Here is a 14,762-nt window from a genome sequence, read left to right as displayed (position 1 = left end):
CCCGCCCCACCCCGAAAGGAGGTAACCCATGTCTCTCATCAGCAACCTGAAGAACGCGTCCACCGCCCTCGGCAACCTCAAGACCCAGGCCTCCGGCGCCGGCACCTCGGTCAAGAAGGTAGGCGACGCCGGGAAGTCCGCATCCGGTCAGCTCAAGACCCTCAAGACCAACGCCCAGGGTTCCAACACCCAGCTCAAGAACCTCAAGACGGCCTCGGACCAGGCCGAGAAGTCCATGGCGAAGGCCGGCACGACCGCCGAGTCCGCCGGCAAGAAGATGGGCAAGTACGAGTCCGGCGCGGGCAAGGCCGCCAAGGGCCAGGACAAGCTCAACAAGTCCATGAAGGGCAACTTCCTCGCCCGCCTGATCGAACTCTTCATGCCTCTCATCGAGAAGATCGTCGAGATGGCGATGCAGTCGAAGACGATGCAGAAGATCCTCAAGAAGGCCTTCGACGGCATCAAGACCGTCATCAGCGCGGTCATGAAGGCCGTCGGCCCGATCATGAAGAAAGCCGGCGACCTGATCAAGACGGTCTGGAACGGCATCAAGAAGGCCATCTCCACCGTCGTCAAGGCCGTCGCCACGGTCATCAAGACCTACGTCAACATCTGGAAGACGGTCATCACGACCGTCATGAAGGCGATCAAGACGGTCGTCGGCGCCGTCTGGAACGGCATCAAGGCCGTCATCACCCCGGTGGTCAACTGGATCAAGTCCGCGATCCCGAACGCCTTCACCGCCGTCAAGGACAAGATGTCCTCCATCTGGAACGGCCTCAAGGACATCGCGTCCCGGGCGTTCGAGGGCATCAAGAGCGGTGTGTCCGGCCCGGTCAACGCCGTCATCAGCCTGATCAACCGCATGATCAACGCGGTCAACGGGGTCAAGGTCAGCGTCCCCGGCTGGGTCCCGATCGTCGGCGGCAAGACCTTCGGCGTCCACATCCCGACCATCCCGATGCTCGCCACCGGTGGTGTCGTCATGCCCCGCAGCGGCGGTGTCCCGGCGATCCTCGCCGAGGCCGGCGAGGCCGAGGCCGTCCTGCCGCTGTCCAAGCTGGACCGGCTGCTCGCCATGACCGCCCGGCGCGCCCGGATGACGGCGCAGCTGCAGGGGGGCAACGGCGGCGGTGCCGGGCTGCACATCGAGCACTACCACGCGGCCCGTAACAGCGACCCGCAGTCCACGGCGGACGCGCTGATGTACCTGGCGAAGGCACGCGGATGAGTGCCGTCGCCGTCCGCATGCCGGCGTTCAGGAGCGTGACGCCGGCGATGACCTCCCTGCGCCAGGGCGCCCAGGCGGCCGGCGGCACGCTCAAGCGACTCAAGCAGGACGTCCAGTCGGCGGCCGGCGGCGTCGCCAGGTTCGCCTCCGACCTGAAGACGGCCGGGGGCTCCGTACGCACCCTCGGGAGCACCGCGTCCGGCGCGGCGACCTCCGTCGGCCGGTTCCAGCGGTCGAAGGCGGCCGCCGGCATCCAGAAGCTCGGCGTCGCGGCCGGCAAGGTCCGTACCGCCGCGGGGAAGTTCGGTCCCGCGGTCGGTGCCGTCCTGGCGATCCTGGTGCCGCTGCTGCCCATCACCGACACCATCACCAAGCTCATGGACACCTACGGCACGGTCATGACCATCGCCTCGGTCGCCATGACCGGTGTCAACCTCGCCATGCGCAGCAACCCGCTCGGCTTCATCCTCGGCATCCTCATGCCGGTCATCTCCTGGCTCATCGAGTACGCGGTGAACAGCGAGACCGGCCAGAAGATCATCAAGCAGGTGATGCAGCAGGCGCTGAAGGGCTTCCAGTCCGTCTGGACGTTCCTCCAGCCGGTCATCAAGCTCATCGGCCAGGCCGTCGGGACCTACTTCAAGGCCTACCTCACCCTGTTCAAGACGGCGCTGAAGCTCATCGGTTCCGGCATCAGCGGCATCTCCCGCGTCGGTTCCTCCGTCACCTCCGCCAGCAACGCCCTGCGCGGCATCGCCTCGCGCACCATCGGCGGCATCAAGGGCGCGATCCACCCGTTCCTGTCCTTCTTCACCGACAAGATCCCGGGCTTCTTCCGGCACGCCAAGGACGCGGTCGGCAAGGCCCTGCACGGCATGGGCGAGCTGATCAAGGGCGCCCTGACCGCCGTGCTCGGCGTCGTCAAGGGCCCGATCAACGGGCTCATCGCCTTCGCCAACTGGATCATCGACGGGCTCAACAAGCTGAGCTTCGACTTCCTCGGCAAGCACTTCGGCGTCGACATCGACAAGATCCCGATGCTCGCCGAGGGCGGTGTCGTCTTCCCCGGTGCCGACAGCGCGCCGCGCATCGACCCGCTCACCGTCCTCGAACAGCGGCGCGTCCCGGCCCTCACCGAGGCTCCCCGGCGGCCCCACCGCATCGCGGAGTTCCACGAGGATCCGGGCGCCGGCCCGCGGTCGACCGCCGAGGACCTGCTCTTCCTCCTCGCCGCCCATCACTGATGCCCTCGCCGCTGAAGCCCGCTCACCCGACACCCCCTCAGAAGTGAGGTGACGGCCCCATGGCCGAGACCACCACCACATACGCCGGAAACAACCTCACCGCCGACCTCGCGCCCGGCTCACTGATCACCCAGGACGGGCAGATCCAGTGGGCCGGGCTTCTCATCGGCCCCGGTACGCCCTTCAACGTCGACCGCTCCGGACTCCAGGGCTGGGAGGACCTGCCCGAGTACGACTCCTCCGACGCCGACCGGCCCACCTCGCACGGCGCCTGGCCCGGCTCCCGCTACGCCAAGCCCCGCAAGATCAGCGGCACGATCGTGCTGATGCCGGAGTACTCCGCCGCCGCCGAGGCCATCCGCGCCCTGCGCCAGTCGCTCGCCCTGCTCGACGAGGAGCGCTGGCTCACCGTCCGGCTGCACGGCGAACTCCTCGCCGTACGCGCCCGGATCGCCCAGCGCGTGGTCCCCGCCGACCAGGGCTTCGCCACCCAGGGCAGCTCCAGGATGTCGATCCAGTGGCTGGCCTCCGACCCGCGCCGCTACGGCGTCAACGAGGAGTCCACGAGCACCACGGCCCCGCAGCCCGAGTCCGGTCTGACCTGGCCGCCGGAGGGGCTGCAGTGGCCGCTCTCCTGGGGCCAGGCCACCTCCACCGGCGACGCCGTCGCCGAGAACACCGGCTCCGCCGCCGCCCACCCGCTGATCACCTTCCGCGGCCCCTGCTCCATGCCGACCGTCACCGAGCGGGTCAGCAAGCGCCGGCTGCGCTACGCGATCGACCTGGCCGCCGGCGACGAGCTCGTCGTCGACACCGCCAACGGCACCGTGATGCTCAACGGCACCGCGTCCCGGCGCCACACCGCCATGGCGGACTCCAGCCCGGAGGAGCTCTTCGTGCTCGAACCGGGCCGTACGGAGCTGGCGTTCCGGCCCGACGGTGCGACGCCCGAGGCCGTGATGACGGTCCGCTGGCGCAGCGCCGAATGGTGACCGCCCCATGGTGACCGGCCCCCCTTTCCGCCCCGCACAGAAGAGGTGAACCCATGACCGTACGGGCCGCCTGGCTCCATTCGTCCGGCCAGACCCGCGAGGACACCCGGCTCGCCCTGTCCGCGCTGCTCACTCCCAGCGGATCGAGCGCCACCTCGCCGCCGCTGCGCTCGCGGCCCGGCATCGTGCCGGGCGGCTTCGCGCTGACCGGCAGCTCCGCGATGCAGTGCACCATCGGCACCGGCCGGGCCGTCCTCCAGGGCTACGAGACCGCCCAGGGCGCGTACATGATCGCTGTGACCGCCCCCGAGACGCTCACCATCGCCGACGGCGACCCGCAGTACGGCCGGATCGACGTCATCGAACTGGCCGTCATGGACGACGCCTACGACAAGAGCGGCGCCACCGACGCCGTGATCCGGCTGATCAAGGGCACGCCCTCGGCCATCCCGGCGGTCCCCGCCTCGGGCCCCGGCAGCTCCTTCCAGCTCTACACGATCTCGGTGCCCGCAGGCACCTCCGCCGGCAACGGCGGCGTCCAGTGGACCACCCCGGGCGTCGTCACGACGAAGCACTACCCGATGACGGCGCTCGGCGGCATCATGCCGACCAGCGGTTTCAACGGCGTGTACGTCGGCCAGTACCGCGACGTCTCGGGCCTGCTCCAGCGCTGGGACGGCACGACCTGGCAGTCGTACCCGAAGGCGTACGGCGGCATCGCCGCGAACGGGACGGTGACGACCGGCACCTACACCGGCCAGTACCGCGACAACGCCGGCGTCCTGCAGCGCTGGGACGGCGCGGCCTGGCAGTACGCCGAAGGCAAGGCGTCCGTCCTGTTCACCGTCTCGCAGACGACGATGCAGAGCGTGCCGGCCGGCGCCTGGACGCCGATCACCCTCAACTACGTCGACATCGACGACCTCGCCGGCTGGAACGGCACGGACAGCTTCGTCGTCCCGCGCACCGGCTGGTGGCGGGTCACCGGCCACGTCGCCTGGAACGGCGACTCCACCACCGGCGTGCGCGGCGCCCGCATCCACCTCGGCGGCGTCGGAGTGCCGCGGATGACCTGGCTGTCCCCGGCGTCCACCGGCGCCGTCACCGTCGGCGGCGAGGGCCTCATCAAGCTCACCGCGGGCAACGTCCTGCAGCTCGCCGGCTACCACAACCACACCGCCGCCGTCCGCACCCTCGGCGGCTCGGGCTACTACAGCACGCTGACCGCCCAGTGGATCCGGTCCTGACCCCGTCCTCCCCGTAACCCCGATTGGAGCAACCTCATGAACCTGCGCAGCAGCTGGGTCCTCGAGTCCGGCCAGACCCGCGAGGACACCCGCCTCACCCAGATGGGCGCCACCAACGCTCTCAACCCCGTCCAGGTGCGGTCCGGCATCCTGCCGGGCTCGTACGACGGCAAGTTCCGGCTGTCCGGCTTCTGGATGACGAACGCCTCCGCCATGTCCGCGGTCGTCTCCGAGGGCCGGGCGGTCATCCAGGGCGACATCTCCCAGGGCGCCTACCCGGTGACGCTGCCGACCTCCGAGGTCGTCACCTTCGCGCCCGGCAACGCGCAGTTCGACCGGATCGACCTCGTCGTCCTGCGGATCTACGACAAGCTCTACGAGGGCACCCGCAACGAGGCCGTCATCGAGGTCATCCAGGGCGTCCCCCAGGCGAGCCCGAAGGCGCAGCCGGTGCCGGCGCGCAGTCTTCCGCTGTACGAGGTGCGGGTCCCGATCAACGCCAGCGCGGGCAACGGCGGCATCCCGTGGGCCTCCGCCCTGAAGGACCTGCGCACCACCGTCGTCTCCGCGGGCGGCATCCTGCCGGTCGAGGGGCCGGTCCAGCCGGGCGCCTACCCGGGCCAGTACCAGGACACCCCGAACAGCCAGTTCCAGCGCTGGGACGGCGGCAAGTGGGTGTCGTACCCGGAGGCCGTCGGCGGCATCATCCCGGCCTCCGCCTCCACCACGCAGGGCAGCTACACCGGTCAGTACCGGGACACCACGGGCGTGCTCCAGCGCTGGAGCGGGACGGCGTGGGCGCCGGCGTTCCCGGGGCCGTACTTCAACGACCAGCTGGACGCGGGCTACACCCTGTCGACGACGTACGTGGACACCCTGCTCGACCGGGCCTCGAACCCCTTCACGCTGACCTTCACGGCCCCGCCGTCCAAGAACGTGCTGGTCACCTTCGGCTCGCGGGTGGAGACCATCCTGGAGACCGGCACCAACGCCGCCTCGACCGGCTGGATGTGCCTGAAGATCACCCAGGGCAGCACGGTCGTCCGTGACCTGGACGACGAGCTGGCGGTGAAGGGCGGCCGAGGGGCGACCCCGGCGGACGGCGTCTCCGCGTCGACGGTGCAGCGCCTGTCCGGCCTCACCCCGGGCGCCCCGTACACGCTCACCGCGTTCTACCGCTCCTCGCACACCAACATCCGGGCGTGGTTCGACAACAGCTTCATGCAGGTCACCCCGCAGTACTGAGCCCGCACGGCCGCCGGCCCGCCCACGCCCCGCCCGACAGGAGAACCGCATGCCCGTACGATCCGGCTGGCTGACGCCCACAGGTCAGACCCGCCAGAACACCCGTCTCACCAACATCGGCGCCACCACCCCCGCGAATCCGCTGGCCTCGCGCTCCGGCATCCTGCCGGGCACGTACGACGGCAAGTTCCGGGTCGGCGGCCTGTGGATGGCTTCCACCGGCCCGATGACGGCCACCGTCTACCACGGCCGGGCCGTCGTCCAGGGCAGCAACAGCGACGGCGCCTACCCCGTCACCCTCGACCAGGACATGGCCATCACCTTCGGTGACGGGGACCCGCTCAACCCGCGGATCGACCTGGTCGTGCTCCGCGTCTACGACCACGACGCCGACACCCAGGGCAGGTACGAAGCCGTCGTCGAGATCGTCAAGGGCGAGGCGAAGGCCGCTCCGGTGGCCCCGGCCGCCCCGGCCCGCTCGCTGGTCCTGTTCACCGTGAAGGTCAAGGCCGGGGCCTCCGCCGGCAACGGCGGCATCGACTGGGCCGGCGGCGCCTCCACCGACCTGCGCACCACGCTGGTCTCCGCCGGCGGCATCCTGCCCGTCTACAACAACGCCGGTGTCCCCGGTTCCTACCCGGGCCAGTACCAGGACAACGACAACGCCCACTTCCTCCAGCGCTGGGACGGCACCGCCTGGGTCGCCTACCCCAAGGAGATCGGCGGCATCGCGCCCAGCGGCACGATCACCACCGGCAGCTACACCGGCCAGTACCGCGACTACGGCGGGCAGCTCCAGCGCTGGAACAACAACGCCTGGGCCGCCTACCAGCCGCCCGTCGAGGTGGAGACGAGCAGCACGGGCGCGACCCCGGCCGCCGGCTGGACGCTGGTGGGCTTCGCGGGCCGCAGGACCCGCGGAGTGGCCACCGTCTCCGTGACGGTGACCCGCGCCGGTGCCGACCTCACCGCCACCACCGCCGGCAACCTCAGCCCCGACGAGCTGGTCTGCACCCTGCCGACGGGCTGGCGTCCCTCGTTCGCCTACGAGGCCTCCGGCACCGACTTCTACGGCCAGGGCGCCTTCACCTTCTCGCCCGACGGCAACGTCCATGTGCGCACCTGGTCCGCGAACGGCGTCCTGACCGCCGGCCGGAACGTCCGCATCACCGCCACCTACGTCCTCTGAGGGGCCCTCGATGGCAATCGACACGCCCTACCGGGCTATCTTCTGCGACCTGCTCACCGACCAGACGCTGGACATCCTGCCGCTGCGGGACGTCTCCTTCGACGACTACATCGGCAAGGCGGGCTCGCTCTCCGGCACGATCCCCATCCCCGACAAGGCCATCGCCGAGCGCGTGAAGAAGGTCCGGGAGGGCCGCACCGCGGTCTACCTGGAGCGCGGCGGCGACCTGTGGTGGGGCGGCATCGTCTGGACCACCACCCTGCAGTCCAGCGGCCGCGGGGTGCTGACCCTCGGCATCCAGGCCGCCACCTTCGACTCGTACGCCGGACGCCGCCGCATCCGCACCGACATCACCTACAACACCCCGACCCAGCAGCTGGAGATCGCGCGCAGGCTGTGGGCCGAGCTCGACCTCCAGACCTACCCCGGCGACCCGGACGCCGACCACCCGAAGCGCCTCGGGATCACCTTCGGCGACGAGGAGCCCCGGAAGCCCGAGGTCAAGCGCACCGTCTCGTGGCGGAAGGGCGACGAGACCGTCTACCTGGACGCGCTCAACCAGATCGCCGACATGCAGGACGGCTTCGAGCACCAGATCCTCGTCTACCGCGACCCCATCTCAGGACAGCGGATCCGGCAGCTCCGGCTCGGCGAGCCCAAGATCGTCAACGGTTCGACCGATCTGCTCTTCGACCGCCCCGGCGTCATCCTGTCGTACTCCTTCCCGTACGACGCGACGCGCGGCGCCACCACCGCCGTCGCCCGCGGCGCCTCGGCGAACGCCAACGCGGCCGAGGAGTCCCGGCCGCTGTACGGCAAGGAGCAGTACCGCAGCGAGCTGCTCGCCGACGGCTGGCCCCTGATCGACCTGTCCTCGGACCACAACGAGATCACGGACGAACTCGCCCTGGAGGCGCTGGCATCGGCCGAGCTGGACCAGGTCATGGGCGCCGTGGTGATCCCGGCGATCACCATCCACCTCGGCGGGATCGTCCCGCCCGCCCTCATCGGGCGCATGGCCCGCATCCGGATCCACGACGAGTGGTTCTCGCAGGGCCTCGACGCCCGCTACCGCATCATCGGCGTCAAGGTCACCCCGCCGGAACGCGGCCGCCCCGACACCGCCGAGCTCTACCTCGAGGAGTCCTGATGCCCCAGCTGCCCGAGGACATCATCGACCGGCTGAACCAGATGGAACGCCGGCTCAAGGCCCTGTCCACGGCCGTCAACACCCGCCCCGCCGTCAACGAGTTCCGCCCCCCGCAGACCAGCAGCGTCACCATCACCCGGCCGCTGTTCCGGATCTTCGACGGCTACAACCACGAGATCTTCGCCGACGACATCATGACCGGCGGTCTCGCCCGGCCCTGGCTGCCGCTCATGCCGCCGCTGGCCAGTGACCAGACCAAGTGGCCCTCCACCACCGCCGCCGCCTTCACCACCATCGCCCGCTGCTCCAACCCCATCTGGCAGCCGAAGATGCGGCTCGCCGTCAACACGGCGGCGTCGACCGGCGGCGCCGGCCAGATCCGGGTCCTCGTCGACGGCGTCCCCTTCGGGCCCACCGTCGGTGCGGGCATCACCTACGACTACCTCGGCCTGCTGCCCGGCGACATGAAGACCCGCTTCGGCCAGACGATGTACATCGAGATCCAGGCCATGGCCACGGCCGGCACGGTCTACGCCCAGCCCGCCCTCATCCACGGCGCCCAGACCTGACCCACTCGCCGAAGAGCGACACGAGGAGCACCCCATGAACATCGACCCCACCCAGCCCTGGGGCGTCGCCATCGACTACGCGGGCCGCGCCGTCGTCACCGAGGACGGCCACACCCTCACCGTACGCGTGTACGACAACACCATGGGCTACACCCTGCAGCGCGACCCGGTCACAGGGCAGTACCCGTCGGTGTACATCACCGCCGAGGTCACCGAGAAGGGCACCGGCGACGCCACCCTGCGCGGCTCCGGCCTGATCGTCGTCGACGCCCGGGACGGCGTCCCGGCCGTCCCCGACCAGACCGCCGTCCAGCGCGCGGTCGCCGCCGCGCTCGCCGACTTCGAGACCCGCCGGGCCGCCAGCGCCGCACTGTGCGCCGCCTGGGCCCCGACCGCCCCGGCCCCCACCCCGTAACAGCCCCGTACCCCCGCCCGCACGCCCGAACGGCTCCGCCGGCGCGGGCTTTTTTCATGCCTGGAGGACACCAGATGGCCACTCCCCTCACCGCGGACCGGCTCGTCGCCGCGCTCCGCGCCGAAGGCGTCAACGTCGTCGAACACCCCGGCTGGCGCACCCACAACCGCAACCACGTCGGCGCCTGGGGCCCGGTCACCGGCGTGGTCATCCACCACACCGTCTCCGCCGGCACCGCCAACACCGTCGAGATGTGCTTCAACGGCTACGAAGGGCTGCCGGGCCCGCTCTGCCACGGCGTCATCGCCAAGGACGGCAGCGTCCACCTCGTCGCCAACGGCCGCGCCAACCACGCCGGCGGCGGCGACCCGTCCGTCCTCCAGGCCGTGATCAGCGAGACGTACGGCGACCGGCCGCCCGCCCCGCGCCAGCACCAGGGCAGCGCCGGCGCCGTCGACGGCAACTCCCGCTTCTACGGCTTCGAGTGCGTCAACCTCGGCAACGGCACCGACCCCTGGCCGCCCGCCCAGCTCGACGCCATCGAACGGGTCTCCGCCGCCCTGTGCCGGGCCCACGGCTGGGGCGCCCGCTCCGTCATCGGCCACAAGGAGTGGTCGGACTGGAAGGACGACCCCCGGGGCTTCGCCATGCCGACGATGCGCGACCGGATCCAGGCCCGGCTGAACAAGGCCCCCGCCAGGCCCGCCCCCGACGCCGGCAAGCCGGCCGCCCCCCGCCTCCAGCCCTTCCCGGGCACCTCGTTCTTCCGCACGGAGACGAGCTCCCCGATCATCACCGCCATGGGCCGCCGCCTCGTCGCGGAAGGCTGCTCCGCCTACACCGTCGGCCCCAGCCCCCGCTGGGGCGAGGCCGACCGGCTCAGCTACGCGAAGTGGCAGCACAAGCTCGGCTTCCGCGGCTCCGACGCCGACGGCATCCCGGGCGCCGCCTCATGGAACGCGCTGAAAGTCCCGTACACGAAGTGACCCCGAGGAGCAGACCGATGTCCGATGCCGCCAAGCGCACGGCCCGTACCGTCCTCCAGTCCGCCGTGGGCATCGCCGTCGTGCTCCCCGCGATCGTCGACGCCTCCGGCATCCCCGCGACCCTCCCCTGGGTCGCGGGGGCCCTCGCCGTCGCCGGCGGGCTGGCCCGGGTGATGGCCCTCGACCTGGTGCAGAACCTGCTGCCGTCCTGGCTGCGCCCCACCCAGGGAGGTGCCGATGACCGAGTCTGACCCGAACGACCCCGTCGCCGTCGCCCTCGAACTGGAGCGGCTCCGCGGCACCCTGGAGGCCGGCTTCGCCCGGGTCGACGGCTCGCTCGCGCTGCTCGTGCAGCGCAGCGACCAGACCGACAAGCAGCTCGCCGACCACGAGGCCCGGCTGGACGCACTGGAGCGGGCCCGCTGGCCGCTGGCCAGCATCGGCGCCCTCGCCGCGGTCGCGACGGTCGTCGTCACGGCCTGGGAGCTGGCCGGGCGCTGACCCCTCCCGGGAAGCACAACGCCGAAGGGCGGCCACCCCCACGGGGTGACCGCCCTTCGGTCAAGCGACTCGCTTACTGGTTGTACGGACCGTAGTCGTAGTCCTCCAGCGGAACGGCCTGGCCGGAGCCCGAGCCGAACGGCGAGTAGTCGATGTCGTCGTAGCCGACGGCCGAGTACATCGCGGCCTTGGCCTCCTCGGTCGGCTCCACCCGGATGTTGCGGTAGCGGGACAGACCCGTACCTGCCGGGATGAGCTTACCGATGATGACGTTCTCCTTGAGGCCGATGAGGCTGTCGGACTTGGCGTTGATCGCCGCATCCGTCAGGACTCGGGTCGTCTCCTGGAAGGAGGCGGCCGACAGCCAGGACTCCGTCGCCAGCGAGGCCTTGGTGATACCCATCAGCTGCGGACGGCCGGAGGCGGGGTGACCGCCCTCGGTGACCACACGACGGTTCTCGGTCTCGAACTTCGACCGCTCGACCAGCTCGCCCGGCAGGAGCTCCGCGTCGCCGGACTCGATGATCGTCACGCGGCGCAGCATCTGCCGGATGATGATCTCGATGTGCTTGTCGTGGATCGACACGCCCTGCGAGTTGTAGACCTTCTGGACTTCGCCGACCAGGTGGACCTGGACCGCGCGCTGACCGAGGATCCGGAGCACGTCGTGCGGGTTGGTGGCACCCACGGTGAGCTTCTGGCCCACCTCGACGTGGTCGCCCTCGCCCACGAGCAGACGGGCACGCTTCGAGATCGGGAACGCCGTCTCGTCGGTGCCGTCGTCCGGGGTGACGACGATCTTCTTGGTCTTCTCGGTCTCCTCGATGCGGACGCGACCGGCCGCCTCGGAGATCGGGGCGACACCCTTCGGCTGCCGCGCCTCGAAGAGCTCGACGACACGGGGCAGACCCTGGGTGATGTCGTCACCGGCCACACCACCGGTGTGGAAGGTACGCATCGTCAGCTGGGTACCGGGCTCACCGATGGACTGGGCGGCGATGATGCCGACCGCCTCACCGATGTCGACCAGCTTGCCGGTGGCGAGCGAACGGCCGTAGCAGAACGCACAGGTACCGACGGCGGACTCACAGGTCAGGACCGAACGGGTCTTGACCTCCTCGACGCCCGCGTTGACCAGGGCGTCGATGAGCACGTCACCCAGGTCGACGTTGGCCGGCGCGATGACCTTGCCGTCGACGACGACGTCCTCGGCGAGCATCCGCGCGTACACGGAGGTCTCGACGTCGTCCGTCTTCCGCAGGACACCGGCCTCGTCCTTGGCCGCGATCCGCAGCTTCAGACCGCGCTCGGTGCCACAGTCCTCCTCGCGGATGATGACGTCCTGCGAGACGTCCACCAGACGACGGGTCAGGTAACCCGAGTCGGCGGTACGCAGGGCGGTGTCGGCGAGACCCTTACGGGCACCGTGCGTGGAGATGAAGTACTCGAGGACGGTGAGGCCCTCGCGGAACGACGCCTTGATGGGACGCGGGATCGTCTCGTTCTTGGCGTTGGACACCAGACCACGCATACCGGCGATCTGACGCATCTGCATCATGTTTCCTCGGGCACCCGAGTCAACCATCATGAAGATGGGGTTCGTCCGCGGGAAGTTCGCGTTCATCGCCTCGGCGACCTCGTTGGTCGCCTTGGTCCAGATCGCGATGAGCTCCTGCGTGCGCTCTTCCTTGGTGATCAGACCGCGCTCGTACTGCTTCTGGACCTTCTCGTCCTGCGCCTCGTAGCCCTTGACGATCTCCTTCTTCGCCTCGGGAACGACGACGTCGGAGATGGCCACGGTGACACCGGAACGGGTCGCCCAGTAGAAGCCCGCCGCCTTCAGGTTGTCGAGCGTCGCCGCCACGATGACCTTGGGGTAGCGCTCGGCGAGGTCGTTGACGATCTCGGAGAGCTGCTTCTTGCCGACGGAGTAGTCGACGAACGGGTAGTCCTCGGGCAGCAGCTCGTTGAAGAGCGCACGGCCCAGGGTCGTCCGCAGACGGAACGTGTCACCCTGCTGCCACTCCGGCTCGCCCTCCTCGGCGACCGGGGGAACCCAGCCACGCGGAGCGACGGTGCCGACGGGGAAGCGGATCTCGATCTCCGACTGGAGCGCGAGCTCGCCGGCGTCGAACGCCATGATCGCCTCGGCCGTGGAGCCGAACGCGCGACCCTCGCCCTTGGTGTCACGGAGCTCACCGTCGGTGGTGAGGAAGAACAGACCGAGGACCATGTCCTGGGTCGGCATCGTCACCGGACGGCCGTCGGCGGGCTTCAGGATGTTGTTCGAGGACAGCATCAGGATGCGGGCCTCGGCCTGCGCCTCCGCGGAGAGCGGCAGGTGGACGGCCATCTGGTCACCGTCGAAGTCCGCGTTGAACGCGGTGCAGACGAGCGGGTGGATCTGGATGGCCTTGCCCTCGACCAGCTGCGGCTCGAAGGCCTGGATGCCGAGGCGGTGCAGCGTGGGCGCACGGTTCAGCAGAACCGGGTGCTCGGCGATGACCTCTTCGAGGACGTCGTACACGACCGTGCGGCCGCGCTCGACCATCCGCTTGGCCGACTTGATGTTCTGCGCGTGGTTCAGGTCGACCAGGCGCTTCATCACGAACGGCTTGAAGAGCTCGAGCGCCATGGCCTTCGGCAGACCGCACTGGTGCAGCTTGAGCTGCGGGCCGACGACGATGACGGAACGCGCCGAGTAGTCGACACGCTTGCCGAGCAGGTTCTGACGGAATCGACCCTGCTTACCCTTCAGCATGTCGCTGAGGGACTTCAGCGGACGGTTGCCGGGGCCCGTCACCGGGCGACCACGACGGCCGTTGTCGAAGAGGGCGTCGACCGCCTCCTGGAGCATGCGCTTCTCGTTGTTCACGATGATCTCGGGCGCGCCGAGGTCGAGAAGCCGCTTCAGGCGGTTGTTGCGGTTGATCACACGGCGGTACAGGTCGTTCAGGTCGGAGGTCGCGAAGCGGCCACCGTCCAGCTGCACCATCGGACGCAGGTCCGGCGGGATGACCGGCACGCAGTCGAGAACCATGCCCTTGGGGCTGTTCGCGGTCTGCAGGAACGCGGAGACGACCTTGAGGCGCTTGAGCGCACGGGTCTTCTTCTGGCCCTTGCCGGTACGGATGATCTCGCGGAGGCGCTCGGCCTCCTCCTCCAGGTCGAAGGACTCCAGGCGCTTCTGCAGCGCCGCGGCACCCATCGAACCGTCGAAGTACGTGCCGAAGCGGTCACGCAGCTCGCGGTAGAGGAGCTCGTCGCCCTCCAGGTCCTGGACCTTGAGGTTCTTGAAGCGCGACCAGACCTCGTCCAGACGGTCGATCTCGCGCTGCGCACGGTCGCGCAGCTGCTTCATCTCGCGCTCGGCACCCTCGCGCACCTTGCGGCGCACGTCGGCCTTGGCGCCCTCGGCCTCCAGCTCGGCGAGGTCGTTCTCGAGCTTCTTGGCGCGGGCCTCCAGGTCGGAGTCGCGACGGTTCTCGATCTGCTGACGCTCGACGGAGACGTGCGCCTCCAGCGAGGGCAGGTCACGCGTACGGCGCTCGTCGTCGACGTACGTGATCATGTACGCCGCGAAGTAGATGACCTTCTCCAGGTCCTTCGGGGCGAGGTCGAGCAGGTAGCCAAGACGCGACGGAACGCCCTTGAAGTACCAGATGTGGGTGACGGGAGCGGCGAGCTCGATGTGGCCCATCCGCTCACGGCGCACCTTGGCGCGGGTGACCTCGACGCCACACCGCTCACAGATGATGCCCTTGAAGCGGACGCGCTTGTACTTGCCGCAGTAGCACTCCCAGTCCCGGGTCGGACCGAAGATCTTCTCGCAGAAGAGTCCGTCCTTCTCGGGCTTGAGCGTGCGGTAGTTGATGGTCTCCGGCTTCTTGACCTCGCCGTGGCTCCACTGACGGATGTCGTCAGCGGTGGCCAGACCGATCCGGAGCTCGTCGAAGAAGTTGACGTCGAGCACTATGCGTCAATCCCTCTCAG

The 14,762-nt window shown here is 69.6% G+C and carries 13 protein-coding genes; 12 read left to right on the top strand and 1 reads right to left on the bottom strand.

Annotated features, from left to right (window positions below; all coding sequences use genetic code 11):
- Positions 1-28: 28 nt before the first annotated feature.
- From AB5J54_RS23830 to AB5J54_RS23775, 12 genes are all read left to right on the top strand, one after another.
- Entirely contained in the window at positions 29-1,231 is a 1,203-nt protein-coding gene (locus AB5J54_RS23830; protein WP_369145951.1) for a phage tail protein, read from the top strand.
- Positions 1,228-2,475 (top strand): tape-measure protein, encoded by a 1,248-nt coding sequence (locus AB5J54_RS23825; protein WP_369145950.1) that lies wholly within the window; start codon positions 1,228-1,230, stop codon positions 2,473-2,475. The genes AB5J54_RS23830 and AB5J54_RS23825 overlap by 4 nt, the downstream gene beginning before the upstream one ends.
- Positions 2,476-2,534: 59 nt before the next feature.
- Positions 2,535-3,467, top strand: a complete 933-nt coding sequence (locus AB5J54_RS23820) for a phage tail protein (protein ID WP_369145949.1) — start codon at positions 2,535-2,537, stop codon at positions 3,465-3,467.
- A 53-nt stretch (positions 3,468-3,520) separates the two neighbouring features.
- The gene (locus AB5J54_RS23815; protein WP_369145948.1) at positions 3,521-4,714 is read left to right on the top strand and encodes a hypothetical protein; all 1,194 of its coding nucleotides are present in this window, start codon (positions 3,521-3,523) and stop codon (positions 4,712-4,714) included.
- Positions 4,715-4,750: 36 nt separating this feature from the next.
- Positions 4,751-5,959 carry a hypothetical protein gene (locus AB5J54_RS23810; RefSeq protein ID WP_369145947.1) on the top strand — a complete coding sequence of 403 codons (1,209 nt, stop codon included), beginning with the start codon at positions 4,751-4,753 and terminating at the stop codon, positions 5,957-5,959.
- 49 nt (positions 5,960-6,008) lie between these two features.
- A complete protein-coding gene (locus tag AB5J54_RS23805; protein ID WP_369145946.1) occupies positions 6,009-7,148 on the top strand; it encodes a hypothetical protein in 1,140 nt (379 codons plus the stop codon).
- Positions 7,149-7,158: 10 nt separating this feature from the next.
- The gene (locus AB5J54_RS23800; protein WP_369145945.1) at positions 7,159-8,298 is read left to right on the top strand and encodes a hypothetical protein; all 1,140 of its coding nucleotides are present in this window, start codon (positions 7,159-7,161) and stop codon (positions 8,296-8,298) included.
- A complete protein-coding gene (locus AB5J54_RS23795; protein ID WP_369145944.1) occupies positions 8,298-8,867 on the top strand; it encodes a hypothetical protein in 570 nt (189 codons plus the stop codon). The genes AB5J54_RS23800 and AB5J54_RS23795 overlap by 1 nt, the downstream gene beginning before the upstream one ends.
- A gap of 34 nt (positions 8,868-8,901) precedes the next feature.
- On the top strand, positions 8,902-9,282 hold the full coding sequence (locus AB5J54_RS23790; protein ID WP_369145943.1) for an ATP-binding protein: 381 nt from the start codon (positions 8,902-8,904) through the stop codon (positions 9,280-9,282).
- A 74-nt stretch (positions 9,283-9,356) separates the two neighbouring features.
- On the top strand, positions 9,357-10,268 hold the full coding sequence (locus tag AB5J54_RS23785) for a peptidoglycan-binding protein (RefSeq protein ID WP_369145941.1): 912 nt from the start codon (positions 9,357-9,359) through the stop codon (positions 10,266-10,268).
- A 17-nt stretch (positions 10,269-10,285) separates the two neighbouring features.
- A complete protein-coding gene (locus AB5J54_RS23780) occupies positions 10,286-10,519 on the top strand; it encodes a hypothetical protein (protein ID WP_369145940.1) in 234 nt (77 codons plus the stop codon).
- The gene (locus AB5J54_RS23775) at positions 10,506-10,769 is read left to right on the top strand and encodes a hypothetical protein (RefSeq protein ID WP_369145939.1); all 264 of its coding nucleotides are present in this window, start codon (positions 10,506-10,508) and stop codon (positions 10,767-10,769) included. Before AB5J54_RS23780 ends, AB5J54_RS23775 begins: the two co-directional genes overlap by 14 nt.
- A gap of 73 nt (positions 10,770-10,842) precedes the next feature.
- Here the strand turns inward: AB5J54_RS23775 and AB5J54_RS23770 are convergent, their stop codons facing one another.
- Positions 10,843-14,742 (bottom strand): DNA-directed RNA polymerase subunit beta', encoded by a 3,900-nt coding sequence (locus AB5J54_RS23770; protein WP_369145938.1) that lies wholly within the window; start codon positions 14,740-14,742, stop codon positions 10,843-10,845.
- Positions 14,743-14,762: the final 20 nt, after the last annotated feature.

Source organism: Streptomyces sp. R44 (assembly GCF_041053105.1).
In the GTDB taxonomy this organism is placed as follows: Bacteria; Actinomycetota; Actinomycetes; order Streptomycetales; family Streptomycetaceae; genus Streptomyces.
This window is presented reverse-complemented; position numbering and strand designations above follow the sequence as displayed.